Below are 23,479 nucleotides of genomic sequence, written 5' to 3' on the forward strand. Positions count from 1 at the left end.
AATCCGCATTCTCGAATCAAATTTCTCTGTTCTCATTAGAACAAAAAGAGAACATTGATGCAAGGGCGCCGAAAATGCCGATAATTTACGCAAAAGCGGTAGGCAGGGCCTCTGCCGAATTCGCATGGCGCGTGATATGCGGTCGCCTCGAAAATTGTCGCTTTCACCGAATTCCGACCCTCCCATGATCAGTGTCGTCATCGCCGCCAAGGACCAGGAATATCTCCTGGCCGAAACGCTCGCCGCCCTCGTTCCGGCGGCCGCCGACGGCTTCGTGCGCGAAGTGGTGGTGGCCGATGGCGGCTCCTCAGACGGCACGTGCATGGTGGCCGATGCAGTGGGCTGCGTGATCGTGGAGGGCGAGGCTGAGGCAGGCCTCAAGGCGGCGCGGTCCGATTGGGTACTGGTGGTGGCGCCGGGCGTGCGGCTCGAAGCCGACTGGTTCCGCGAAGCCGCTATCGCCATGCAGCGCCTGCAGCGCGGCGGCAGCAAGCCGGTGGCGATGCTGTTCCGCGGTGCGATCGACGATTATGGCTGGCAGGCGAGGGGGCGCGAGCTGGCGCTGAAACTGTCACGCTCCAGCCGCCGCAAGCAGGCCGTGCTGGCACCGCGCAAGTCGCTGCTGGAAGGGCAGAGGCTGGCGGTTTACGCACTGAGGGCGCGGGCGTTCACGGGCGGGATTACGCTGCCGCCGGAGTGATCCTGGGAGCGCGGACATCCTGTCCGCCTCTCCCTCTCCTGCAGGCGCGGCGGTTCCAAGAGGCGGACGAGGACGTCCGCGGTCCCAGCCACCGCGCTTCGCCAGCAAGGACTGTGTCCTGATCAGCGGCTTGCCGTATCGCGATTTTCTTCAGGAAGGCGCAGTGGCTGGGACCGCGGACGTCCTCGTCCGCTTCTTCCCTTCCAACAAGCGTGCTGTTTCCAAGGGCAGGCGAGACGCCTGTGCTCCCGTCACCGCGTCAGCGTCGCGCCCTTGTCGTCGAACACATGGCAGATCGCCGGATCGATGCGCAGCGGCACGCTCTCGCCGTGATGCACGCGCAACTGCCCGGCTGCCGACACCGTGAGGTTCTCGCCGCCCGCGGTGGTCGCGTAGAGCACGGTGCCACCGCCGAGATGCTCGACGAGGTTGATCTTCACCTCCCCCAGCGCCTCGCCCGCTTCGCCGCCCACCTGGATATGTTCGGGCCGCACGCCGAAGGTCACGGGTTCGCCCGTCCGGGCGCCCGGGAGTGGTGCGCCGAGGCGCACATTGCGGCCGGCGACCTCGATGGCGTCGCCCGCTCCGGCAAGGCGCGCGGGAAGGAAGTTCATCTTGGGCGAGCCGATGAAGCCGGCCACGAACTGGTTGGCCGGCGCGTTGTAGAGGTCGAGCGGGGCCCCCACCTGCATGATGTTGCCGTCGCGCAGCACCACGATCTTGTCGGCCATGGTCATCGCCTCGACCTGGTCATGCGTGACATAGATCATGGTGTTGCCGAGATCCTGGTGGAGCTTGGCGATCTCCACGCGCATCTGCACGCGCAGCTCTGCATCGAGATTGGATAAGGGCTCGTCGAACAGGAAGATCTTGGGCTCGCGCACGATGGCGCGGCCAATGGCGACGCGCTGGCGCTGGCCGCCGGAAAGGGCCTTGGGCCGTCGCTGCAGATAGGTGTCGATCTTCAGGATCTTGGCCGCCTTCTGCACACGCGCCTCGATCTCGGCGCGCTTGTACCCGGCCGTCTCCAGGCCGAAGGCGAGGTTCTTGTAGACGCTCATATGCGGGTACAGCGCATAGGACTGGAACACCATGGCAATGCCGCGCTTGGAGGCGGGCACCTCGTTCATGCGTTCGCCATCGATCAGCAATTCGCCGCCCGAAATCGGCTCGAGACCGGCGATCATGCGCAACAGCGTGGACTTGCCGCAGCCCGAAGGGCCGACGAAGACGGTGAACTCGCCAGGATCGATGCTGAGGTCGATGCCGTGCACCACTTCGATGGCGCCATAGCGCTTCACCACCTTGTTGAGCTTGATGCTGGTCGCCATCGCGTCCTCCGGGCCTTTGGTGGGTCGACCTCCAGGTCGACCTCTTTTTTCCTGCAAACGGGGCGTCTTCAGAAAGGGCCGACCTGGAGGTCGGCCCACCGACTGGCGTCCGGCCCGTTTACTCCGCCGCTTCCTTCTCGTCCGGCCGCCAGCCCCGATATTTCGGGTGATCCGGCCCGAGCGGCAGGGCGACATCCCTGCCGGTCTCGGCCGAATGATAGAAGGCCGTCGCCAGCTCCAGCGAGCGGCGGGCATCGGCGACGGTGACCGGGTTCGGCGCGCGGCCATGCAGGGCCTCATGGAAGGCATCGAGCTGACCAAGGTAACGCCGGCCCACCGGCTTGTAATCCTTGAGCAGGGCCTCGATCTTCGCCGCTACCTCGTCATTGGCGGGCAGGATCTGCCAGGGCTCGTCGCCTGGCGAATAGACCTCGCCGCCGCTCTCGAAGGTGACGTTCTCGAACATCAGGCGCAGGCGGCTGATCTCGTTCTGCGAGCCGAGCGTGGCGCTGAGCGCGACGAGCGCGCCGCTTTCCATCTCCAGCGAGGCGGCGACGCAGTCCTCCACCTCGATGGCGTTCACCCGCGTGGTGGCGCGGGCGAAGAGCTTGGCCACCGGGCCCATCAGATAATTGAGCATGTCGTGCTGGTGGATGGCGTGGGTCATCAGCACGCCGCCGAGTTCGGTGGCCCATTTGCCGCGCCATTTCACCTCGTAATAGGCGGGCGTGCGCTTCCAATGCGTCTCGACCGTACCGAGATAGGGCTTGCCGGCGATACCGGCATCGATGATTCGCCTCGCCTTCTGCACGCCGTCGCCGTAGCGATACTGGAACACCGGCATCAGCAGGCGCCCGCTCTTCCTCTCGGCTTCCGCGAGCTGGTCGACATCGGCGATGGAGCCGGCCAGCGGCTTTTCGCAGACGACATGCTTGCCGGCGGCCAGCGCTTTCATGGTGAGATCGACATGCGTGGCGGGCGGCGTGCCGAGATCGATGACGTCGATGTCCTCGCGGGCGAGAAGCTCGTCGAAGGAGCCGGTGCGGGCGGGCACGCCGAACTCCTCGGCCACCGCATCGAGGCGCTCGCTGTTGAGGTCGCATACGGCGGCGAGGCGCCAGCGCTCGGGGCGCGGCACGATGCCCTCAACGATATGGTTGCGGCCGACATTGAGGCCGACCACGGCGATGGATTTGATCTCGCTCATCAGGCGGCCTCCCCACGCTTCATCTGGATGCCCCCGGCCTCGGCGACCTGCTGCGCCTTCAGGGCGATTTCCATGGCCTTGAAGCAGCGCGCCTGTGGCATCGCGGTCTCGGTGCGGTCTCTGATATCGGCGAGGAACTGGCGGCCATAGGGGAGTTCGACGGCGGAACAATCGATATGATGCATGCCCTTGCGGTCGGTGAGGAAGAGATGGTCGCCGCCCGCCCGGCCGGCGACATCGACATATTTGCGCAGCTCGATGGTGCCCTCGGTGCCGACGATGAAGAGGCGGCCATCGCCCCAGACCGGCAGGCCGTCGGGAGTGAACCAGTCGATCCGGATGTAGCCGGTGACGCCACCGGGCGTGCGCAGATGGACATCGCCGACATCCTGCAGGCCGGGCTTGTCCGGATTGGCGCGGTTGCCGACCGAGGCGGAGAGCACTTCGGCATCGTCGGCCCCCGTGAAGAACAGGAATTGCTCGAACTGGTGGGCGCCGATATCGACCAGGATACCGCCATAGCGTTCACGCTCGAAGAACCAGCCGGGACGCTGGGGCTTGCGGATACGATGCGGGCCGAGGCCGGCGACGGTGACGATGTCGCCGATGGCGCCGGCTTCGACCAGCTCGCCCGCCTTGACGGTCGCCGGCACCTCGAAATGCTCGGAATAGAGGATGGAGACGATGCGCCCGGTTTCCGCCTGCGCCCGCTTCACCGCGGCAAGCTGGTCCAGGCTGGTCATGCCGGGCTTGTCGAGCATGACGTCCTTGCCGTGGCGCATGGCCTTGAGGGCGATGTCGGCCCGGTCGCCTGGAATGGCGGCGCTCACGATGAGCTCGATCTCCGGATCCTCGTAGAGGCGCCCGGCCTCGGCGATGCGCGGAATGTCGGGATAGCGGGCGGCGAAATCAGCCGCGAGATCGTCCTCTAGGGCATGGAAGCCGGTGCAGACGCCGCCGGCCCGGCGCAGGGCAGCGAGCTGGCCGTTGATGTGATCGTGATTGATACCGTCGATGGCAAATCTTACGGGATTCATAGCGATTGTCTCATGATGAAAATGTCATTGCTCGCCTGGTCATCCCGGACGCGATGCAGCGCGAAGCGCTGCGGCGCAGATCCGGGACCGTACGCGGAATGAAGCGCCAATCTCTTGACGGTCCCGGATCTGCGCCGGATCGCGGTGCGCCGCGGCTTGTCCGGGATGACTCCATCGGCAATTCGCATGGCCCTGCTCCCTCAACGCTTCATGCCGGTGGTGGCGATGCCCTCGATCAGGAGGCGCTGGAAGAACAGGAAGATCAGGAAGATCGGGATCAGGGAGAGGATCGACATCGCGAACAACGCGCCCCAGTCGGAGGCGCCGCTGGCGTCGACCATCGAGCGCAGGCCGAGCTGCACCGTGTAGGTGTTGATGTCGTTGAGATAGATCAGCGGCCCGAAGAAGTCCTCCCAGGTCCAGATGAAGGAGAAGATCGCCGCGGTGGCGAGCACGGGCACCGAAAGCGGCAGGATGATCTTCCAATAGATGCGCCAGGCGCTGCAGCCGTCCATCTGCGCGGCCTCGTCGAGCTCGCGCGGCAGGCCGCGGAAGAACTGCACCATCAGGAAGATGAAGAAGGCGTCCACCGCGAAGAATTTCGGCACCACCAGCGGCAGCCAGGTGTTCACCCAATGGAGCTGCTGGAACAGCACATATTGCGGGATCAGCGTGACGTGATAGGGCAGCATCAGCGTGCCCAGCATCAGCGCGAACCAGAAGCGCTTGCCGAAGAATTCGAGGCGCGTGAAGGCAAAGGCCGTGACCGAGGCGGCCATGACATTGCCGATGGTCGCCAGCACCGCGATCAGCAGGGAGTTGAGGAAGAAGGTGCCGAAGCTCACCTGCAAGCCGAACCAGCCCTTCCCATACGCTTCCACCGAGACTTGGGAGGGAATGAGCGAGACCTGGTCGCCGAAGATGTCGTTGGCGGGCCTGAGCGAGCCCGACAGCATCCACAGGAGTGGATAGAGCATCACGAAGGAGAGGGCGATCAGCACGACATGGGTGAAGGTTGAGCGCAGGATCGAGCGCTCGGGCGTCATGTCGGGGGAGGCGTGCGCGGCATCAGTCATCGTAATGCACCCAGTAGCGCGACGTCAGGAAGGAGAAGGCGGTGAAGACGGCGATGATCAGCACCAGGATCCAGGCCAGCGCCGAGGCATAGCCCATGCGGAAATAGCTGAAGGCTTCCTGATAGAGGTAGAGCGTGTAGAACAAGGTCGAGTTGATCGGGCCCCCGCTGCCTTCGGAGATGATGAAAGAGGGCGTGAAGGCCTTGAAGGCCTCGATGGTCTGGATGACGAAGTTGAAGAACACCACCGGGGTGAGCAGCGGCAGGGTGATCTTGAAGAACTGCCTGGCCTTGGAGGCGCCGTCGAGACTGGCGGCCTCATACATGTCCTGCGGGATCTGGCGAAGGCCCGCCAGGAAGATGATCATCGGCGAGCCGAACTGCCAAACCGACAGCACCACCAGCGTATAGAGCGAATAGCGCGGGTTTGAGATCCAGCTCGGTCCGTTGATGCCAATATAATAGAGTAGCGAATTGACGAGGCCGTCGGCGGCGAAAAGCTGGCGCCAGAGCACGGCGATGGCGACGGAGGAGCCGAGCAGCGAGGGCAGATAGAAGACCGCACGGTAAACAGGCAGGCCGCGGATGCCACGGTTGAAGGCCATGGCCAGCGCGAGCGCGAAGATCAGCTTCAGCGGCACCGAGAGCACCACATAGAGCAGCGTGACCTTCATCGCCGCAGCGAATTTCGGGTCGGCGGTGCCGATACGGATATAATTGTCCGCACCGACGAAGTTGGGGCTCTGCAAGAGGTCGTAGTCGGTGAACGACAGATAAAGCGAGGCCAGCGCCGGCCCGAGCGTCAGGCCGAGGAAGCCGAGCAGCCACGGCGTCAGGAAGAGATAGCCTGCCGCGTTCCGACTCAGCCAGCCCGGTGCGGAAGTCTGCTGCCGGCCTGCCGATGCGACGCTTGCAGAGGGAACGGACATCGCGGTTTACCCCCGCTTGAGGATCGACTCGGCTTCCGTGATCAGTTGGGTGCCACCATCTTCCGGCGTGGAGGAGCCAAAAGCGACTTCCTGGCTGAGGCGCTGCAGCACGAAGGCGACCTCGCCGGCGCCCTTGGGCGGGGAGGGCGGCAGCGGGCTGACATAAGGATCGAGCTTGCCGATATAGTCGACCATCTGCTTGCTGGTCTCGTCGAGCGAGGGTGTCACGAGGTCGCGCACCTTGGGCGAGGCCGGCACGCCACGCTCCACGCCAAGGGCCTTGACGCCCTCGGGTACCTTCACCGTGAAGTTCGCGAGCTTCACCGCAAGTTCCGGCGCCTTGGAAGAGGCGGCGATCGACCACATCTGCGAGGGCTTGTAATAGTGCCCGGGCTTGCCGCTGCTGGTGACGGGATAGGCGGTGATGCTGAGCTTGGTCTTGCTCAGCGCCTGCGCGCCGATGAACTGGTTGGCGTGCAGGAAGCTCAGCGCCGCCTTGCCGAGCGCCAATGGCGAGGTGTCGAGGGTGAGCTTGTCGAGCGCCTGGATGTCGGCCGTGACGCAGCCGCCGGAGTCGCGTAGCGCTCCCCACATCTTGAACCAGTCGGCGGCATCCTTGGCGTCGAAGGCGAGCTTGCCATCATTGTCGTAGAGCGCCTTGCCGCGCTGCCGGAGCCAGAGCTCATAGGCCGGCTCCACGCCGCTGGCGTCGCAGGCGGCGTAGAAGTTCCGGCGCTTGTTGCCCTTGGCGAAAGCGGCGCATTTGGAGGCGAAGTCCTCCCAGCTGGTGCCGAGCGTCGGCGGCTCGGCGCCGGCATCCTGCCAGGCCTGCGCGTCATAGGCGACGGCGGAGGAGTTCACGCCAAGATTGATGCCATAGAGCTTGCCGTCGACGCTGCAGGAGTCGAGGTTCGGCTTGCCGAAATCAGCGATGTCGAGGCTCTTGCCGAGATACTCGTCGAGCGGGATGATGGCCCCGCGGCGGGCATATTCGAACAGATAGCGGTAATCCATCTGGATCAGGTCGGGCGCATTCTGGCCAGCGACCTGGGTGGCGAGGCGGGGCCAGTAGTCGCTCCAGCCGGCCGATTCGGTTTTGACGTCGATGCCGGCATTGGCGGCCTTGAAGGCATCGACCGCCTTGTTGCTGCGGTCGGCCCGTTCCTGCGAACCCCACCAGAAGGCACGGATCTGTTTGACATCCTGCGCCCAGGAGGGGCTGCCGAGGAGAGCAGAGGCAGCAAGGCCCGCACCTGCCCCGAGAATGGTACGGCGATTAACGAGATGGTCACTCATCAATTCTCTCCCTATGTCGGGTCGTTTCCGTGTGCTGATCTTCTTCTTCGTCTTCTTTGTTGTTCCGCTTGGATGTCAATCCTGCCGGATTATTTCTAGCCGGGCCAGCGCAATCCTTCCCATACGTCTTCTTCACGACATTGCGGCAACACCGCTGTCATTCAGAGCTTGTAAGCCTTTTTGGCGAGATTGTAGGCGAGGTCCGCAGCCACTTCGTAAGCTTCGTCCTCGTCGAGACGGTGGTCGGCGACGAGCCGGGCGAGATAGGAGCAGTCGACGCGGCGGGCCGTGTCGTGACGGGCCGGTATCGACAGATAGGCCCGGGTATCGTCGTTGAAGCCGACCGTGTTGTAGAAGCCGGCGGTCTCCACCGCGAGTTCGCGCGCCCGGCGCATGCCCTCGGGACTGTCGAGGAACCACCAGGGTGGGCCGAGCTTCAGGGCCGGATAGTGGCCGGCGAGCGGGGCGAGTTCGCGGCTGAACACTGTCTCATCGAGCGTGAAGAGAATGACGGTCATGCCGGGCTCGTTGCCGACGGCATCGAGCAGGGGCTTGAGCGCCCGCACATAATCCATGCCCACCGGAATGTCGGCGCCGATATCGGTACCAAAGCGCTGGAAGAGCGGGGCATTGTGGTTGCGGTAGGAGCCTGGGTGAATCTGCATCACCAGCCCGTCATCGAGGCTCATGCGCGCCATCTCGGTGAGCATCTGCGCGCGGAAGAGTTCGGCATCCTCGGGTACGGCCGGCCCGGCGAGCACGCGGGCGAACAGGGCTTCGGCTGCCGCGGTGCCGATATCGGCGGTGCTGGCGCTGGCATGGCCGTGGTCGGTCGAGGTGGCGCCCAGCGACTTGAAAAAGGCGCGGCGCTCGCGATGGGCGGAAAGATAGCCCTGCCAGGTCGCCAGCTGGCCGGTCATCGCGAGCAAGGTCCGCACGCCGTCATGGAAGCCAACGCGTTCGGGATCGACGACGACATCCGGGCGATAGGCAGGGAGCACGCGACCTTTCCAGCCGGAGGCCAGGATCTGCTGGTGCGACTTCAACTCGTCTATGGCGCTGTCGGTGGTCGAGATCGCCTCGATGTTGAAGCGCTCGAACAGGGCTCGTGGCCGGAACTCGGGCTTTCCCAGGGCCTCGGCGATGGTGTCGTAGAGGCGGTCGGCATTGCCTGGGGCCAGGCGCTCGGTGATGCCGAAGCAGCGCTCCAGGGAATCTTCCAGCCACAGCCGGCTTGGCGTGCCGCGAAAGAGATACCAGTGGCTGGCGAACAGGCGCCAGATCTTGCGCCCATCCGTCTCGACCGGCGTGCCGTCCCTGGCGGGGATGCCGAGTTCTTCCAGCCGCACACCCTGCGAATAGAGCATGCGGGTGACGTAATGGTCGGGTTTGACGAACAAGGTCGCTGGATCGGGGAAGGGCGCATCCTCCGCATACCAGCGCGGGTCGGTATGGCCGTGCGGTGAGAGGATCGGCAGGCCGGCAACGCTCTCATGGAGGCGCCGGGCGATGGCTCGGGCACTCGCTTCGATCGGAAACAGCCTGTCTGGATGCAGTGCCATGCTGGGCGTTGCCCCGTTCTAGTTGGCGTGTCCTCTTGACGACGGCTTTAACACTAAGATACTAGTGTGTCAAAGTCTGAATAAACGGCCCGCTGTCGGGCCGATCCGGGGCAGGCCCATGGAGAGCCACGGCGACGATCACGCGCTGGAAATCCTGGTGGCGCGGGGCAAGGCGGCACAATCGGGCCTGCGCCCCTCGATGCGGCGCGTCACTACGGCCACGGCGATCTATAACGACTTGCGCGAGGCCATCATCAGCATGCGCCTGGTGCCCGGCACCCCTTTGCAGGAGAAGGCGCTGACCCAGCGTTTCGGCGTGAGCAAGACCCCGATGCGCGAGGCGCTGATCCGCCTGGCCGACGACGGCCTGGTCGACATCTTCCCGCAGTCCGGCACTTTCGTGTCGCATGTGCGGCTGGCTGAGATCCCCGAATCCACCGTCATCCGGCAGTCGCTTGAGGATACGGCGGTGCAGCGCACGGCCGAGATCGCCAATGCAGCCGATATCGCCCGCATCGATGCCATCATCGCCCGCCAGCGCATGCTCGCCGATCTCGGCGACACCGACGCCTTCCACGAGGCGGACGAGGCCTTCCACGAAGTCATCGCGCTGATCGCCGGCTATCCCAACATTCCCCGCCTCTTGCGCCAGGTGAAGGTCCAGATCGACCGGGCGCGCCGGCTGACCCTGCCGGTTGCCGGGCGCATGCACCAGGTCATCGACGAGCATGAGCCCATCCGCGATGCCATCGCCCGCCACGACGTCGAAGCGGCCCGCGCCGCCATGAAGACGCATCTGGCCGTCATGCGCCTCGATATCGACCGTCTCAGGCTGGAATATCCCGACTATTTCGTTTGATCGGCAGGCCGACAAGCGCCGGGACAAGGCGCGGCGTGCCGATCGTCAAGACACAGGTCCGAGAGACAATTCGAAGTGAGGAAATTTTGATGACGCAAGCTTTGAAGAACGCCGCCGCCGAGCGCCACCGCGTGGCCCTGGTCGGCACCGGCCATCGCGGCACCGGCATGTGGGGCAAGGAATTGCTGGCAGGCTGGCGCGACCGGGCCGAATTCGTCGCCATCTGCGATCTCAACGAAGTGCGCGCCGCCCATGCCCGCAAGGCCATCGGCACCAATGCGCCCATCTATACCGATGTCGACGCCATGCTGACGGCGGTGAAGCCCGAGATCGTCATCGTCTGCAGCCGTGACGACACCCATGACGAGATCATCGTCAAGGCGCTGGAAGCGGGCTGCCGCGTCATCACCGAAAAGCCGATGACGACCACGCCCGAAAAATGCCGGCGCATCCTCGAGGCCGAGATCCGTACCGGCAACACGGTCGACGTCACCTTCAACTACCGCTTTGCGCCGACGGCGGCGCGCATCAAGCAATTGCTGCGCGACAAGGCGATCGGCACGGTGACCTCAGTCGATTTCCACTGGTATCTCGACACCCAGCATGGCGCCGACTATTTCCGCCGCTGGCATGCCATGGAGAAGAATTCGGGCAGCCTGTTCGTGCACAAGTCGACCCACCATTTCGACCTCCTGAACTGGTATCTGGAATCGACCGCCCGCGAGGTCTCCGCCTTCGGCACGCAGCGCAAGTATGGCCGCAACGGTCCCTTTCGCGGCGAGCGCTGCCACACCTGCAGCCACACCAGCGAATGCGACTTCTATCTCGACATGAGCAAGGATGAGTGGCTGACCATGCTCTATGAGGAGCCCTCCAGGGAGGACGGCTATTTCCGCGACGGCTGCGTCTATCGCGAGGACATCGACATCCCTGACACCATGACAGCGATGCTGCGCTACGAGAACGAGGTGATCGTCTCCTATTCGCTCAACACCTTCATGCCGGTCGAGGGCTACCACCTCGCCTTCAACGGCACCAAGGGACGCATCGAGGTCCGGCAATTTGAGCGTCAGGCTTTCGATACGCCCGACTATGACGAGATCCTGCTGATGCACAATTTCGGCAAGGTCGAGCACATCCGGGTGCCGCATGCGGGAGGCGGCCATTTCGGCGGCGACGACCGCCTGCGCGACATGCTGTTCCGAGAGGGCACCGCCGATCCCCTCGGCCAGCGCGCCGGGGCCTTGGCCGGTGCGATGTCGATGCTCTGCGGCGCGGCTGCGGTGGCCAGCATGAAAGCGGGGAGGCCGGTGAAGCTGGCGGAGTTGGGCGGTTTGCCTGGGAGCGCGGACGTCCTCGTCCGCTCTTGAACCAGAGGGCAATAAAATAGGGCGCAAACCTCAGCGGTTGCGCCCTTTTTTCACACCGAAGCGGTTCAAGAGCGGACGGGACGTCCGCGTTCCCAGGTTACAACTGCGCCGAGTTAAACGTGTTGCAGGCGTTGATCTGGCCGCTCTTCAGGCCGGTGGTGAACCAGCGCTGGCGCTGGGCCGAGGTGCCGTGGGTGAAGCTGTCGGGCACGACATAGCCCTGGGCCTTCTTCTGCAGCATGTCGTCGCCGATGGCCTGGGCCGTCTGCAGCGCGCCTTCGACGTCGCCTTGCTCGATGAACTTGAAGTTTTGCTGGGTGCGGTTGGCCCACACGCCGGCCAGGCAGTCGGCTTGGAGTTCAAGGCGAACCGAGAGGGCGTTGGCGCCGGCATCGTCGGTCTGCTGCTGGGCCTGGTGCACCTTGGGCAGGATGCCGAGCAGATCCTGGACGTGATGGCCGACTTCATGCGCAATCACATAAGCCTGCGCGAAGGCGCAGGCGCCCTGGCCGGCCGGGCAGGCGTTGAAGCGGTTGCGCATCTCGTCGAAGAACTCGGTGTCGAGATAGACCTTCTTGTCATTGGGGCAGTAGAAGGGGCCCATGGCCGATTGCGCCGTACCGCAGGCCGAGCTGGTGGCGCCGCTGAACAGCACGAGCTCGGTGGGCGTATAGCTGCGCCCGCCGGCCTGCTCCTTGAACAACTCCGTCCAGGTGTCTTCGGTTGAGCCGAGGATCTTGCGCACGAACTGGCCCGAGGCATCGTCGGCCCCACCGCCGGCCGTCTGCCTTGAGGGCTGCTGTTGCTGCTGGACCTGGGGCTGGCCGCCACCGCTGAGGCTCTGCAGGGCGTTCATCGCCGCATCCGGGCCGACCAGGAAATAGAGCGCTGCCACGATCACCAGGCCGCCGAGGCCGATGGTGCCGCGTCCGCCTGGAAAACCACCACCGCCGCCGCCCAAGCCGCCACCGTCGTCACCACGGCGATCCTCGACATTGTCGGAGGCGCGCATATCGTCGAGCTTCATGGCCCTGTCTCCTGATCCCTCCATGCCGGCCGTCTCGCGGTCCCGCATGCCTGTTCGTTCCAGCCGCTCAAGGCTTAACTGTAAACCTAGGGTTTCGCAAAGCCCGTTGCCAGTGTCTTAGTGCGTACTTCCGTAAGGAAAATAAGTTTTCCTCAATCGCGGAAATTAGGGTTGTTCGAGCGCGGCCCGGATGGCGCGAAAATCGCGCCAGGCCAGGCGTTTCTGAACAGGCTGGCGCAGCAGATAGGCCGGATGCAAGGTTGCCATTGCCTGAATGCGACGGCCGCCGATCTCGTGCTCCAGCCAGCGCCCGCGCAGCTTCAGGATACCGTCGGTGACCCCCAGCAAAGCCTGCGCGCTGCGGGCGCCGAGGCAGACGAGAATCTTGGGATCGACCAGCTCGATCTGCCTCTCGATGAAGGGACGGCAGATCGTGGTCTCCTGCGGTGTCGGATCGCGGTTGCCGGGCGGGCGCCAAGGCACGACGTTGGCGATATAGGTCCGGGTGCGGTCGAGGCCGATGGCGGCCAGCATGCGGTCGAGCAACTGGCCGGAACGTCCGACGAAAGGCTTGCCCTGGATGTCCTCGTCGCGCCCCGGCGCTTCCCCGATGAACATGATGTCGGCATCCGGCGCGCCATCGGCGAAGACGAGTCGGCTCGCCGTCGCCTTGAGCGCGCAGCCTTCGAAACGGTCGAGAATCTCGCGCAATTCGTCCAGCGTTCGGGCGCTGCGGGCCTGTTCGCGGGCCGCCAGCTCGACCGTATCGGGCGTGGCGGTCAGCAGGGCTGCGGCGGGCGAGGCGAGCCGTGGGGATGCAGCCGGGCGGGGCGCTTCTGCGGGACGAACCGCCACGGCAACCGGGCGAGCGGGAACCGCGCTTTCGGCGAAACGGTCGACCGGTTCGTCCGAGATGGCCGTGTCAACGCCCATGTCGGCGTACCAGCGCAGCAGCGCGACGACTTCTTCCGGCGGGATGGGCAGGGACATCATGGTTGAAGGATAGAACAAAGCCGTGCCGGTTTGAACCGTCTTGTGCGTTACGTTAACCCCCCATCAAGGTTAATGCATCATCAATGGGCTCACTGCTTCGCCTTGCGGTTCCAACTCGTGAGCTCCGTGGATGTTTCTGCGCCGGCCTGTCGTCATCGCCCTGCTGCTATGTGCCGGCGCGACAAGCGCGATGATCTATCGCCGTTGCACGGCCGTTCAGGCGGGTCCGACCGTCACCGCCAGCCTGCATAGCGCGCTCGACAGGCCTGTCGGCTTGTTCGGCGTGCGCTCGGCGCGTGTCGTCGAGGCCGGCCTGTTCGGCATGCCGCAGCTCAGCCTCGCCGATATGAGCGCGGCGCCGAAATCCAGGGATGGCAGCAACGGCTTCGTCCTGCGCGCCACGCCGGCCTCGCTGGTGCTGACGCCTGATAGCGACGACCTTGCGGACCCTCCCGCCGATGGCGGCCCGCGCAGCGCGCCCATCCATGACGGCATGAAAAAGAATGCCGAGGGCTGGCCGACCGTGATGCGCGCCGCCAAGGGCGACCTCAATCCCGAGCGCGGGCCGGTGGAGAATGCCGCCTACATGGCCTATGGCGCCGACATCTTCTTCATGCCGCGCAGCGGGGCCAAGCCGATGGCGCGGGTGTCCCGCAAGCTCCAGCCACCGGCGACGGCGGAAGGGCTGCAGCAGTTCCGGCCGACCCGGCTGAACTCCATCGTCGCCACCCGCATGGCCGAGCGGCTGATGACGGCCGACCTCGATCTCGGCGGCAGCGATGGCGCGGTGCCGCTCGATCATTCGCTGGCGCCGACGGGCGGCACTTCCCCGGCCGCCAGCCGCCCGGACCTTGCCAGCCTCAACAGCGGCACCACGCGCTCGGACGAGACGGCGCCGGTCGAGCTGGCGATGGCTGACCCCGCCGCAACACAGCCCACGGTCACCCTTGCCAGCGTGCAGCCGACCACGCCGGATGACGCCCAGGACCTGCCGGATATCGGTGATGACGAAGGCCTGACGGACGCCCAGAAGAAATCGCGCATCGCAGGCCTGCCCGGCTTCGACGACGGCAAGCCGCGCCCACTCGACCTGCCGCCCGTCGCCTTCACCAAGGGCCAGATCTGCCTTGCCACCGCCATTTATTTCGAGGCGCGCGGCGAAAGCCGGGAAGGGCAGGTAGCGGTGGCCCAGGTGATCATCAACCGCCTGCGCTCGCCCTTCTATCCCAAGAATATCTGCGACGTCGTCTATCAGGGCGCCAGCAACCATCGCTATGGCGGCTGCCAGTTCTCCTTCGCCTGCGACCTCACGGCCGACAAAGTCACCGAGAAGGAGCCTTGGGACCAGGCACTCGTCATCGCCGAACGTGTGATGAACGCCAAGGACTGGATCCCCGAAGTCGGCAATGCCACGCATTACCACGCCAACTACGTCCGCCCGCGCTGGGTGCGCGACATGACGGAAAAGGACAAGATCGGCAAGCACATCTTCTATCGCGTGAAATGGTGGGCGTGACATTTCCCGATGTGATGGCTGGCTGATCCGTCTGCATCCACAGGCTGTGTAACCGGCGGCATACAAAAGTCCTCGATTCCGGCATAAGCAGAAGCATGTCCGATGATGTCATTCTGATCCTGCTGGTTATTCTCGTGGCGATCGCCTTCCCGGTGCTGGCGATCGCGAGCTTCGTCATGGCGCTCGGGCTGAAGCGCCGGGTTCGACAATTGGAAGATCAGGTTGGGCAGTTGCGGTCCCAGCATTCGGCGGTGCAGGCGACGGCGAAACCTCCAACCACCGACACGCTGCGCGAGTCATCGATCCCAGTTCCCGTTGCAACCGTGCCGCCCGATGCGCCCAAGGCCACCCCGGCGCCGGAATCGCAACCCGTCACGCCGGTTCCGCCCGTCTTGCCGCCAAAACCGACAATGGAGGGGGAGGAAACCGATATCCCCGCCCTGTCGCCTCCGATCGCCGCCCGGCAAGCCGCGCCTGCACGCGCGTCGATCAGCCTCGAAGAGCGTCTCGGCACGCGCTGGGCGGTCTGGGTCGGCGGCGTGGCGCTGGCGCTCGGCGGTGCGTTCCTGGTGCGCTATGCCATCGAAGAGGACCTGATCGGTCCGGCCGCCCGTATCATCGCCGGTCTTCTCTTCGCGCTCGCCCTGATTGCGGGGGGCGAATATCTGCGCCGCCGCCCTGCCGCCCCGGCCGGGATCGGGGCCGCCTATATTCCAGGCGTGGTCACGGCGGCCGGCACGGTCGCGCTGTTCGCCACCATCTATGCGGCCTATGCGGTGTATGGTTTCCTCAGCCCGGCCCAGGCCTTCATCCTGCTCGGCGCAGTCGGCGTCGGCACCATGTATGCGGCAGCCCTGCACGGACCGGGGCTCGCCGGTCTCGGCCTTGTCGGCGCCTATGGCACGCCCTTGCTGGTCTCCACCAGCCAGCCGAGCCCGTGGGCCCTGGCGCTCTTCGTGCTGGTGGTAACGGCCGCCGCCTTCGTGCTGTCGCGCGCCCGTCTTTGGCGCTGGCTGGCGGTGACGGCCAGCGTGGCGGCGCTGCTCTATGGCGCCCTGCTGATCAACATGATGGGAGACGATCCGAGCCCGGTGGCCGCCTTCACTTTGGCGCTGGCGCTGCTGATCGGGGCCGTCCTGGTCTATGAGCCTCATCGCGGCAAGACCTATCAGAGCTTCGACTGGGTAGGCGCGGGGGCGCTGGCCGGACTTGCGGTGCTGGCGCTGGCCTTTGCCGATGCCGATTTCTTCTCGCAGACCTCGCTGGCGACCCTGCTGATCGTGGTGGCGGTGGCGCTTGCCAGCGCTCTTGTTTTTGACGCGATGGCTCCCGCAGCAGTGATCGCCGGCATTGCGGCTGTCGTCTGCCTGTGGATCTGGCCGATCGACAGCCAGCTTGCCGCCGAGCCGATGATGCTGGTTCCCGGCCATCTCTATCTGCCTTTCCTGATGCCGGATGCGCTGCAGGCCTATCTGGAAATGGCGATCATTCCCGCCGTGGCCCTGTTCGCGGCGACGACATCAAGCCTGATGCGCCAGCCGCGGGCGCTGCAGCCGGCTTTCGCCCTGGCACTGGCCGGTGCGGGAACTCCGATCTTCGCCTTGGCGACCGCCTATCTGCGCATTGAAAGCTTCCGGGAAAGCCTGCCCTTCGGCGCCGTCGCGGCGGGGCTCGCGCTGCTGTTCGCCTTCACCACCGAGCGCTTCCTGCGCCTCGAGGCGCGGACCGCGCCTGCACACGCCAACGTGGCGATACCGGGCGCAGGCTCGTCGCTGCATGCCGTCGCGAGCTGCAGCGCAGTGGCGCTGACGCTTGCCTTCGTGATTGCGGATTCACCGCTGACGCTTGCTTTCGGCCTGTCGGCCCTCGGCGCCGCCTGGGTCTCCACACTACGGCCTCTGCCGGCCCTGCGCTGGTGCGCCGCCGGCTTCGTGCTCCTCGTCCTTGCCCGCCTCGGCGGCGCCTGGATGCTGGCGGGCGGTGTCCTCGACGGCTTCCCCGGCTGGCAGGACATCGCGCTGCGCTATGCCATCCCGGCGGCGGCGATCTACGGCGGCGGCGTGTGGTTGCGGCGCAGCCGTGTCGATACGCCGGCAGTCATCCTCGATTTCGGTGCGATCCTCCTCGCGGCCACAGCGGCGGTCCTTGCGATCCGCCTCACCGTGCGCGGCCCGGAGGAGGCCCTCCATCCCGGTATGAGCCTGGCGGAGGCCGGCCTCTACTCTATGCTCGCCTTTGTGGTCGCGACGGTGCTGGTCTATCGCTCCGCTTCGACAAGCAGTCCCGTTTATCGTCTGGCGGCACCAGTCGTCACCATTGTAGGGCTTTGTACGACCCTGGTCGGGCCGCTGGTAACAGCCAATCCCCAGGTAAGCGACATGCCTGTCGCCGGCGGCATTCTCTTCAACGAGCTGCTGCCCGGCTACGTGCTGCCGGGCCTGGCTGCGGCGGGCGCGGCTCTCGCCTGGCGCTGGTACGGGCAGGGCGTCGGTCCCCATATCGACAAGGCAATCTTCCGCGCGCTGTGCGGCGTCACCGCCTTCGTGCTCGGCTTCTTCTATGTCACGCTGGAAGTGCGCAAGATCTTCACCGGCGGCCTGCCGGGCTTCGAGGCTCTCTCCTCGCCGGAAAACTGGGGCTACACCATCGCCTGGCTGCTCTACGGCATCGCCCTGCTGGCGATCGGCATCTGGGCGAAGGCGATGCCCATCCGCCTTGCCTCGGCCATCGTCATCATGCTGGCCGTGATCAAGGCCTTCCTGTTCGACCTCTCCGAACTCGAAGGCATCTGGCGGGCGCTCTCCTTCATCGGACTCGGCGTGGCGCTGATCGGCATCGGGCTGGTCTATCAGCGCCTGCTGTTCGGCAAGAGAGTGGCGGAAGGCAAGCAAGGCATTTGAGGCCGGTTATCACTTCTCAGGCAGATGTAGGCTAGGAGCGCCTCTCGCTCCGCAATTTCCGCGGTTGGGTAGAAGCTTGGCTCGGCTGGTAGCGGAGCCCAGCCTTCCGCGATGACGACACCTTCATATTCGTTGCGATACCAATACTCCTCTCGCGTCGAATAGGTGCCGTCCTCACGCCTGATGATGACAACCCGCCGTAAGCTATTCTGGGAAGTCAAGATTTTTTCGATCTTGTCTACATCCATTCGAAAATCCGCCGATCGGGTGCCTCACAACGTCAGCGCAAACGGCACGCCCTCGAAGCAATCCTCGCCGCGGCCGATCGCATCGATGGCGGCGATCATGCGTCCCTGGCGCTTGAGGCGGGCATCGGCGAGGGCCACGATGCGCTTGTTGGGCGTCGCGGTCGGCGAGAGTCGGCGGATGGTCTGGGCCAGCTCCATCTCGTCAAGATGCGGATTGAGGGCGCAGGCCGTGGTGAAGGCAGCGGCGGTGGAGCGGCTGACGCCGGCAAAGCAATGCACCACCAGCGGCGTGGTCTGGTCCCAGGCGGTGACGAAGCGCAGCAATTGCGACAGGTGGTCTTCGCCCGGCAGAATCTGCCCGTCGGCCATCTCGATGATGTCGTTCATGCCGAGGAAGAGATGCATCCTCTCCTCCACCGTGGCAGGCCGCACGACTTTGGTGCCCACATTGAGCAGGGTCAGGATCTGCCGGGCGCCGGTGGCCATCACGGTGGCGTCGAGCAGGGAGAGCGAGCAGACATTGATTTGCATGGGCGGCTTACCGAAAAATCTGGACAAATCGATCAAGAAACATTTTTTGCGCCTCGGAGGCGGGCAGGGGCTCCAGCCTGACCCCATCCATCGTCCCAGGCAGCGGGCGCGGATCGCCGAAGATGCGGCAGGATTCCTCGATGCCGAAGCCGGCGAGCTGCGTCGCCTCCAGGAAGGCCGCGACCTTGTCGGCCTTCTTGGTGAGCGCCTTGATCGCTGACGGCGTCACCGCCGGCAGGCCGAAACGCAGATGGATGGCGCCGAGCAGGCGCGCCTCCACCCCCTTGTAGCTCTCGCCGATAACCGCCTTGAAGGGCGAAATCATGTCGCCGATCACATATTCGGGCGCGTCATGCAGGAGCACCATCAGCCGCGTCGTCTCCGGCAGGCCGGGCTCCATGGCATCGAGCACGTCGAGCACCAGCACGCTGTGCTGCGCCACCGAGAAGATGGCGTTGCCGCTGGTCTGGCCGTTCCAGCGGGCGACACGGGCGAGGCCATGGGCGATGTCCTCGATTTCGACATCGAGCGGGGAGGGATCGAGCAAATCGAGCCGGCGTCCCGACAACATGCGCTGCCAGGCCCTGTGCTTGGTTGTAGCCTTGTCGCGCATCATGATCAGCCCGGATGGCCCTTACGGCCCAGCTCAGCGCATTCGGCATGGCGGAAGCAGTCGACCAGATGGTCGTTGACCATGCCCACCGCCTGCATGAAGGCATAGACGATGGTGGGGCCGACGAATTTGAAGCCGCGCGACTTCAGGTCCTTGGAGATCGTCTGGGAGAGTGGCGTCTCGGCTGGCACTTCGCCGATCGCGCGGGGCATGTTCTGGACCGGCTTGCCATCCAGGAAGTCCCATAGATAGCGCGAGAAGCCCTGCTTCTCCTCGATCTCGAGCCAGAGCCTGGCGCCGATGATGGTGCCTTCGACCTTGGCCTTGTTGCGGATGATGCCGGGGTCGGCCATCAGCGCCGCGACTTTCTCGGGGCCGTAATGCACGATCTTGCCGGGCTCGAAGCCGTCGAAGACCTCGCGAAAGCGTTCGCGCTTGCGCAGGATGGTGATCCAGGACAGGCCCGCCTGGAAACCGTCGAGGATCAGCTTCTCGTAGAGCGCGCGGCCGTCATATTCAGGCACGCCCCATTCCTCGTCGTGATAGGCGACATAGAAGGGATCGGTGCCGGGCCAGGGGCAGCGCCACTTGCCGTCGTCGTGAAGGATGGCTGTACGTTCCATCGCCTCTCTTTGCCACGAGGAGGACGACTCGGGAAGGGGCGGCTTGGTGTGCCGGTCTTCAGACCGGCATGGAACCTCATCCGCTGAGGGCATGCCGGTCTGAAGACCGGCACACCGGACCATTGCCTCACCGCCTCCAGCCCCTATATCAGCCTGACCTTCCTCATTTCATCCCGCAGTTTTTCATGACCCCGATTTCGCTCCTCGATCTTTCGCCCGTCTCCGTCGGCAGCACGCCCGGCCAGGCCCTCAACAATTCACGCGAACTGGCCCGCCATGCCGAGAAGCTCGGCTACAAGCGTTTCTGGATGGCCGAGCATCACAACATGCCAGGGATCGCCAGCGCGGCGACGGCGGTGGCGCTGGCCCATGTCGCCGAGGGCACGAAGACGATCCGGCTCGGCTCGGGTGGCGTCATGCTGCCCAACCATGCGCCCTTGATGGTGGCGGAAGCCTTCGGCACGCTGGCCGCGCTCTATCCCGGCCGCATCGATCTCGGTGTCGGCCGCGCGCCGGGCACCGACCAGATTACGGCCCATGCGCTCCGTCGCAACCTCAATGCTGATATCGACGCCTTCCCGCGCGACGTCATCGAGCTGATGAGCTATTTCCGCCCGGCCGAGCCCGAGCAGCGCGTGCAGGCAGTGCCGGGCGCGGGGCTTAACGTGCCGGTCTGGATCCTGGGGTCGAGCCTGTTCGGCGCCCAGCTTGCCGCCATGCTGGGCCTGCCCTTCGGCTTCGCCTCGCATTTCGCTGCCGCGGACCTCGAAGGCGCCGTCGAAATCTATCGCCGCCGCTTCGAGCCCTCCGAGCATCTCGACAAGCCCTATGTGATGCTCGGGGTCAATGTCGTGGCCGCCGAGACGGACGAGGAAGCGAAATTCCTGCAGAGCACACGGCTCCAGTCCTTCGTCAACCTGCGCACCGGCAGGCCCGGCCAGATCCCGGCGCCGGTTGAGAACTATGAGGAGACGCTCGATGCCGTCGGCCAGGCCGTGCTGCGCCAGAGCCGCTTCTCGTCCGTGGTCGGCTCGCCCAAGGCCGTGAAGGCGGGTCTTGACGAGTTCATCGCGCGCACAGGCGCCGACGAGATCATCGCCACCAGCATGATCTACGATTTCAAAAAGAGCCTGCGCTCCTACGAGATCCTCGCCGATGTGGCGATCGCGCCGGCGGAAGCGAGCATGGCGTAAATACTGGGAGCGCGGACATCTTGTCCGCTTCTTCCCTTCTGGTGAAAAAAGTGGTGGTTCCGAGGGGCGGACAAGATGTCCGCGCTCCCAGTCAGGCGCTCGCCTTCTGAGCTTCCGCCGGCGCCTTCCACCAACCAGGCTTCGCCACCATAAGCTCGATCTCATCGGCCTTCAGCGTCTCGCCCTTCTGCGCGCCTTCCTCCACCCGGTCGAGCCGCAACAAGGCGAGACCGCGCGAGCCGGCGGAGGAGCCGAGCGTGCCGGCTGGCTTGTCGCCGATGCGGATCTCGGTGCCGGTGGCGGGCAGGGGAGATTTGGCCGTCACCGGCAGGATGCGGGTGCGGGCGGTGCCGCGGTGCTGCATGCGGCTGACGACCTCCTGGCCGACATAGCAGCCCTTCTTGAAGTCGACGCCATCGAGCATGTCCATCAGCGCCTCATGCGGGAAAGTATCGCCGAAGGCGAAGTCCTTGCCGCCTTCGGGAATGCCGAGGCCGATGCGGCGGGCGTGATAGGCGGCGACCGCGGCTTCATCCACAACGCCCGCTGCCGGCATCAGGATGCGCTGGCCAAGACCGGGGTGACGCGGATCGGCAAAGGCGATGGCATCGGCTCCAGGGGTGATCCCTGGAGGAAGCGCCGCATGCACGCTCCAGCCTTCCGACAGGTCCTCCACCGCGACCTTGGCCCGCAGCCTGTAAAAACTTAGACGCTTGGCAAAGTCGCCCGCCTTGCCGCGGTCCGTATCGAGATAGAGGCGGCCGTCCTCGTCGGTGGTGGCCAGGAAATCGAACAGGATCTTTCCCTGCGGCGTCAGCAGCGCGCCCCAGCGTCCCCCGCCCGGTTTGAGCCCGGCAATGTCGCAGGTGACGAGGTTGGCGAGCCAGGAGTTCGCATCCTCGCCGCTAAGGCGGAGCACGGCACGGTCGGGCAGATGGATCATTACAGGTGGTCCTTTTGGGCCTTCCCTATATGGCAATCCCTATGCGCGCCGTGAAGGGGCGGCAGATTGCCGATTGAAACGCAAGGCGCTCTGGGGGAGAAGGGGGCGGTTGTTTTCAGGAGCCGACCGTGACCCAGACCTTCGACCGCATCTTCAGGCATGGCGAAATCGTCAACCATGACGGCCGGCACCAGGGCGATGTCGGCGTCAAGGACGGCCGCATCACCGCGCTGGGCGATCTCTCCCAGGCCAGCGCGGGTGAGGTCGTCGACTGCACGGGCCTTACCATCCTGCCTGGCGTGATCGACAGCCAGGTGCATTTCCGCGAGCCGGGACCGACCCATAAGGAAGACCTCGAATCGGGCTCACGTGCTGCCGTGATGGGTGGCGTCACCGCGGTGTTCGAGATGCCGAACACCGATCCGCTCACCATCTCGCCCGAGACGCTGGCCGACAAGGTCAAGCGCGGGCAGCATCGCATGCATTGCGATTTCGCCTTCTGGGTGGGCGGCACGCGCGAGAACGCAAGGCATGTCGGCGAACTCGAGCGCCTGCCGGCGGCGGCCGGCATCAAGGTCTTCATGGGTTCGTCCACCGGCTCGCTGCTGGTGGAGGACGACGAGGGCGTACGCGAGATCCTCAGGTACACCCGCCGCCGCGCCGCCTTCCATTCGGAAGACGAGTACCGCCTGCGCGAGCGGCGCGACCTGCGCGTGCCCGGCGATGCCTCCTCGCATCCGGTCTGGCGCGACGTCGAGGCCGCGCTCAACTGCACGCGCCGCCTCGTCGGCATCGCCGAGGAGACCGGGGCGCCCATCCATGTCCTGCACATCTCGACGGCGGAGGAGATCCCCTTCCTTGCCGAGCACAAGCGCCTGGTGACCTGCGAGGCGACGCCGCATCACCTGACGCTCGCCGGCCCCGAAGCCTATGAAAAGCTTGGCACGCTTGTGCAGATGAACCCGCCCGTGCGCGATGCCCATGCCCGCAACGGCGTCTGGCACGGCGTGCAGCAGGGCATCGTCGACGTGCTCGGCTCCGACCATGCGCCGCACACGCTGGAGGAGAAGGCCAAGCCCTATCCGGAATCGCCGTCCGGCATGACCGGCGTGCAGACCCTGGTGCCCCTGATGCTCGACCATGTGAACAAGGGCCGGTTGAGCCTGGAGCGCTTCGTCGATCTCTCCAGCCACGGCCCGAACCGGATCTTCGGCATCGCCGGCAAGGGACGCATCGCGGTCGGCTATGACGCCGATCTCACCATCGTCGACATGAAGCGCCAGGAGACCATCCGCAACGAATGGATCGCCTCCAAATGCGGATGGACGCCCTATCAGGGGATGACGGTCACCGGCTGGCCGGTGGGCACCATCGTGCGCGGAGCGAGGGTGATGTGGGAAGGCTCGCTAGACGAGCATTCGCGCGGCGAGCCGGTGAAGTTCTGGACGGCGTGACTGGGAGCGCGCACGTCTCGTCCGCTCTTCCTTTGTCGTAAAGCGAACCGTCTCCAAGAGCGGACGAGACGT

20 protein-coding genes are annotated in these 23,479 nt (G+C 65.3%); 7 read left to right on the forward strand and 13 right to left on the reverse strand.

What is annotated here, in order from left to right:
- The first annotated feature begins 184 nt into the window (after positions 1 to 184).
- Positions 185 to 700, forward strand: coding sequence for a glycosyltransferase family protein (locus tag QQL24_RS31790; protein WP_284316329.1), 516 nt, complete (start codon positions 185 to 187; stop codon positions 698 to 700).
- A gap of 251 nt (positions 701 to 951) precedes the next feature.
- Here QQL24_RS31790 and QQL24_RS31795 read toward each other — a convergent pair whose 3' ends face one another.
- The 7 genes from QQL24_RS31795 to uxaC all read right to left on the reverse strand — a co-directional run bounded on the left by QQL24_RS31795 (position 952) and on the right by uxaC (position 9,137).
- Entirely contained in the window at positions 952 to 2,031 is a 1,080-nt protein-coding gene (locus QQL24_RS31795; RefSeq protein ID WP_284316330.1) for an ABC transporter ATP-binding protein, read from the reverse strand.
- Positions 2,032 to 2,149: 118 nt separating this feature from the next.
- Positions 2,150 to 3,238 (reverse strand): Gfo/Idh/MocA family protein, encoded by a 1,089-nt coding sequence (locus QQL24_RS31800; RefSeq protein WP_284316331.1) that lies wholly within the window; start codon positions 3,236 to 3,238, stop codon positions 2,150 to 2,152.
- Positions 3,238 to 4,275 carry a Gfo/Idh/MocA family protein gene (locus QQL24_RS31805; protein WP_284316332.1) on the reverse strand — a complete coding sequence of 346 codons (1,038 nt, stop codon included), beginning with the start codon at positions 4,273 to 4,275 and terminating at the stop codon, positions 3,238 to 3,240. The genes QQL24_RS31800 and QQL24_RS31805 overlap by 1 nt, the downstream gene beginning before the upstream one ends.
- A gap of 200 nt (positions 4,276 to 4,475) precedes the next feature.
- Positions 4,476 to 5,351: a carbohydrate ABC transporter permease gene (locus tag QQL24_RS31810; RefSeq protein ID WP_431310785.1), complete on the reverse strand. Its 876-nt coding sequence runs from the start codon at positions 5,349 to 5,351 to the stop codon at positions 4,476 to 4,478.
- A complete protein-coding gene (locus QQL24_RS31815; RefSeq protein ID WP_284316333.1) occupies positions 5,344 to 6,279 on the reverse strand; it encodes a carbohydrate ABC transporter permease in 936 nt (311 codons plus the stop codon). Before QQL24_RS31815 ends, QQL24_RS31810 begins: the two co-directional genes overlap by 8 nt.
- A gap of 6 nt (positions 6,280 to 6,285) precedes the next feature.
- Positions 6,286 to 7,575: an ABC transporter substrate-binding protein gene (locus tag QQL24_RS31820; protein ID WP_284316334.1), complete on the reverse strand. Its 1,290-nt coding sequence runs from the start codon at positions 7,573 to 7,575 to the stop codon at positions 6,286 to 6,288.
- A gap of 161 nt (positions 7,576 to 7,736) precedes the next feature.
- Positions 7,737 to 9,137 (reverse strand): glucuronate isomerase, encoded by a 1,401-nt coding sequence (uxaC, locus tag QQL24_RS31825; protein ID WP_284316335.1) that lies wholly within the window; start codon positions 9,135 to 9,137, stop codon positions 7,737 to 7,739.
- A 199-nt stretch (positions 9,138 to 9,336) separates the two neighbouring features.
- Between uxaC and QQL24_RS31830 the strand changes: the two genes are divergently transcribed.
- Both QQL24_RS31830 and QQL24_RS31835 read left to right on the forward strand, forming a co-directional pair.
- Positions 9,337 to 9,996, forward strand: a complete 660-nt coding sequence (locus QQL24_RS31830; RefSeq protein ID WP_284316353.1) for a GntR family transcriptional regulator — start codon at positions 9,337 to 9,339, stop codon at positions 9,994 to 9,996.
- A gap of 89 nt (positions 9,997 to 10,085) precedes the next feature.
- Positions 10,086 to 11,366 (forward strand): Gfo/Idh/MocA family protein, encoded by a 1,281-nt coding sequence (locus QQL24_RS31835; protein WP_284316336.1) that lies wholly within the window; start codon positions 10,086 to 10,088, stop codon positions 11,364 to 11,366.
- Between the two features lie 97 nt (positions 11,367 to 11,463).
- Here QQL24_RS31835 and ypfJ read toward each other — a convergent pair whose 3' ends face one another.
- Together ypfJ and QQL24_RS31845 are read right to left on the reverse strand one after the other, a co-directional pair.
- Positions 11,464 to 12,393 carry a KPN_02809 family neutral zinc metallopeptidase gene (gene ypfJ / locus QQL24_RS31840; RefSeq protein ID WP_284316337.1) on the reverse strand — a complete coding sequence of 310 codons (930 nt, stop codon included), beginning with the start codon at positions 12,391 to 12,393 and terminating at the stop codon, positions 11,464 to 11,466.
- A gap of 165 nt (positions 12,394 to 12,558) precedes the next feature.
- Positions 12,559 to 13,383, reverse strand: a complete 825-nt coding sequence (locus tag QQL24_RS31845) for a uracil-DNA glycosylase (protein ID WP_284316354.1) — start codon at positions 13,381 to 13,383, stop codon at positions 12,559 to 12,561.
- A gap of 133 nt (positions 13,384 to 13,516) precedes the next feature.
- On the opposite strand from QQL24_RS31845, the gene QQL24_RS31850 reads away from it, so the two are divergent.
- Both QQL24_RS31850 and QQL24_RS31855 read left to right on the forward strand, forming a co-directional pair.
- The gene (locus QQL24_RS31850; protein ID WP_284316338.1) at positions 13,517 to 14,902 is read left to right on the forward strand and encodes a cell wall hydrolase; all 1,386 of its coding nucleotides are present in this window, start codon (positions 13,517 to 13,519) and stop codon (positions 14,900 to 14,902) included.
- A gap of 95 nt (positions 14,903 to 14,997) precedes the next feature.
- On the forward strand, positions 14,998 to 17,802 hold the full coding sequence (locus tag QQL24_RS31855; RefSeq protein WP_284316339.1) for a DUF2339 domain-containing protein: 2,805 nt from the start codon (positions 14,998 to 15,000) through the stop codon (positions 17,800 to 17,802).
- A 272-nt stretch (positions 17,803 to 18,074) separates the two neighbouring features.
- Here the strand turns inward: QQL24_RS31855 and QQL24_RS31860 are convergent, their stop codons facing one another.
- Genes QQL24_RS31860 through QQL24_RS31870 form a run of 3 tightly spaced genes read right to left on the reverse strand, consistent with a single transcriptional unit; the run spans position 18,075 to position 19,817 of the window.
- Positions 18,075 to 18,581 carry a tyrosine phosphatase family protein gene (locus tag QQL24_RS31860; protein ID WP_284316340.1) on the reverse strand — a complete coding sequence of 169 codons (507 nt, stop codon included), beginning with the start codon at positions 18,579 to 18,581 and terminating at the stop codon, positions 18,075 to 18,077.
- Positions 18,582 to 18,588: 7 nt separating this feature from the next.
- On the reverse strand, positions 18,589 to 19,194 hold the full coding sequence (locus tag QQL24_RS31865; protein ID WP_431310788.1) for an HD domain-containing protein: 606 nt from the start codon (positions 19,192 to 19,194) through the stop codon (positions 18,589 to 18,591).
- A 5-nt stretch (positions 19,195 to 19,199) separates the two neighbouring features.
- Positions 19,200 to 19,817 (reverse strand): DNA-3-methyladenine glycosylase I, encoded by a 618-nt coding sequence (locus QQL24_RS31870; RefSeq protein ID WP_284316342.1) that lies wholly within the window; start codon positions 19,815 to 19,817, stop codon positions 19,200 to 19,202.
- 185 nt (positions 19,818 to 20,002) lie between these two features.
- On the opposite strand from QQL24_RS31870, the gene QQL24_RS31875 reads away from it, so the two are divergent.
- On the forward strand, positions 20,003 to 21,010 hold the full coding sequence (locus QQL24_RS31875) for an LLM class flavin-dependent oxidoreductase (RefSeq protein ID WP_284316343.1): 1,008 nt from the start codon (positions 20,003 to 20,005) through the stop codon (positions 21,008 to 21,010).
- 91 nt (positions 21,011 to 21,101) lie between these two features.
- On the opposite strand, the gene ygfZ is transcribed toward QQL24_RS31875, so the two are convergent.
- Positions 21,102 to 21,953, reverse strand: coding sequence for a CAF17-like 4Fe-4S cluster assembly/insertion protein YgfZ (ygfZ, locus tag QQL24_RS31880; protein WP_284316344.1), 852 nt, complete (start codon positions 21,951 to 21,953; stop codon positions 21,102 to 21,104).
- Positions 21,954 to 22,081: 128 nt separating this feature from the next.
- On the opposite strand from ygfZ, the gene QQL24_RS31885 reads away from it, so the two are divergent.
- Positions 22,082 to 23,407, forward strand: coding sequence for a dihydroorotase (locus QQL24_RS31885; protein WP_284316345.1), 1,326 nt, complete (start codon positions 22,082 to 22,084; stop codon positions 23,405 to 23,407).
- The last annotated feature ends 72 nt before the right edge of the window (positions 23,408 to 23,479 follow it).

This window comes from Labrys miyagiensis (assembly GCF_030160835.1).
Taxonomy (GTDB): domain Bacteria; phylum Pseudomonadota; class Alphaproteobacteria; order Rhizobiales; family Labraceae; genus Labrys; species Labrys miyagiensis.

Excerpts from the sequence above, each read along its gene's own strand:
- QQL24_RS31790 (WP_284316329.1), top strand. The coding sequence starts at position 185 with ATGATCAGTGTCGTCATCGCCGCCAAGGACCAGGAATATCTCCTGGCC.
- QQL24_RS31795 (WP_284316330.1), bottom strand. The coding sequence starts at position 2,031 with ATGGCGACCAGCATCAAGCTCAACAAGGTGGTGAAGCGCTATGGCGCC.
- QQL24_RS31800 (WP_284316331.1), bottom strand. The coding sequence starts at position 3,238 with ATGAGCGAGATCAAATCCATCGCCGTGGTCGGCCTCAATGTCGGCCGC.
- QQL24_RS31805 (WP_284316332.1), bottom strand. The coding sequence starts at position 4,275 with ATGAATCCCGTAAGATTTGCCATCGACGGTATCAATCACGATCACATC.
- QQL24_RS31810 (WP_431310785.1), bottom strand. The coding sequence starts at position 5,351 with ATGACTGATGCCGCGCACGCCTCCCCCGACATGACGCCCGAGCGCTCG.
- QQL24_RS31815 (WP_284316333.1), bottom strand. The coding sequence starts at position 6,279 with ATGTCCGTTCCCTCTGCAAGCGTCGCATCGGCAGGCCGGCAGCAGACT.
- QQL24_RS31820 (WP_284316334.1), bottom strand. The coding sequence starts at position 7,575 with ATGAGTGACCATCTCGTTAATCGCCGTACCATTCTCGGGGCAGGTGCG.
- uxaC (WP_284316335.1), bottom strand. The coding sequence starts at position 9,137 with ATGGCACTGCATCCAGACAGGCTGTTTCCGATCGAAGCGAGTGCCCGA.
- QQL24_RS31830 (WP_284316353.1), top strand. The coding sequence starts at position 9,337 with ATGCGGCGCGTCACTACGGCCACGGCGATCTATAACGACTTGCGCGAG.
- QQL24_RS31835 (WP_284316336.1), top strand. The coding sequence starts at position 10,086 with ATGACGCAAGCTTTGAAGAACGCCGCCGCCGAGCGCCACCGCGTGGCC.
- ypfJ (WP_284316337.1), bottom strand. The coding sequence starts at position 12,393 with ATGAAGCTCGACGATATGCGCGCCTCCGACAATGTCGAGGATCGCCGT.
- QQL24_RS31845 (WP_284316354.1), bottom strand. The coding sequence starts at position 13,383 with ATGTCCCTGCCCATCCCGCCGGAAGAAGTCGTCGCGCTGCTGCGCTGG.
- QQL24_RS31850 (WP_284316338.1), top strand. The coding sequence starts at position 13,517 with ATGTTTCTGCGCCGGCCTGTCGTCATCGCCCTGCTGCTATGTGCCGGC.
- QQL24_RS31855 (WP_284316339.1), top strand. The coding sequence starts at position 14,998 with ATGTCCGATGATGTCATTCTGATCCTGCTGGTTATTCTCGTGGCGATC.
- QQL24_RS31860 (WP_284316340.1), bottom strand. The coding sequence starts at position 18,581 with ATGCAAATCAATGTCTGCTCGCTCTCCCTGCTCGACGCCACCGTGATG.
- QQL24_RS31865 (WP_431310788.1), bottom strand. The coding sequence starts at position 19,194 with ATGCGCGACAAGGCTACAACCAAGCACAGGGCCTGGCAGCGCATGTTG.
- QQL24_RS31870 (WP_284316342.1), bottom strand. The coding sequence starts at position 19,817 with ATGGAACGTACAGCCATCCTTCACGACGACGGCAAGTGGCGCTGCCCC.
- QQL24_RS31875 (WP_284316343.1), top strand. The coding sequence starts at position 20,003 with ATGACCCCGATTTCGCTCCTCGATCTTTCGCCCGTCTCCGTCGGCAGC.
- ygfZ (WP_284316344.1), bottom strand. The coding sequence starts at position 21,953 with ATGATCCATCTGCCCGACCGTGCCGTGCTCCGCCTTAGCGGCGAGGAT.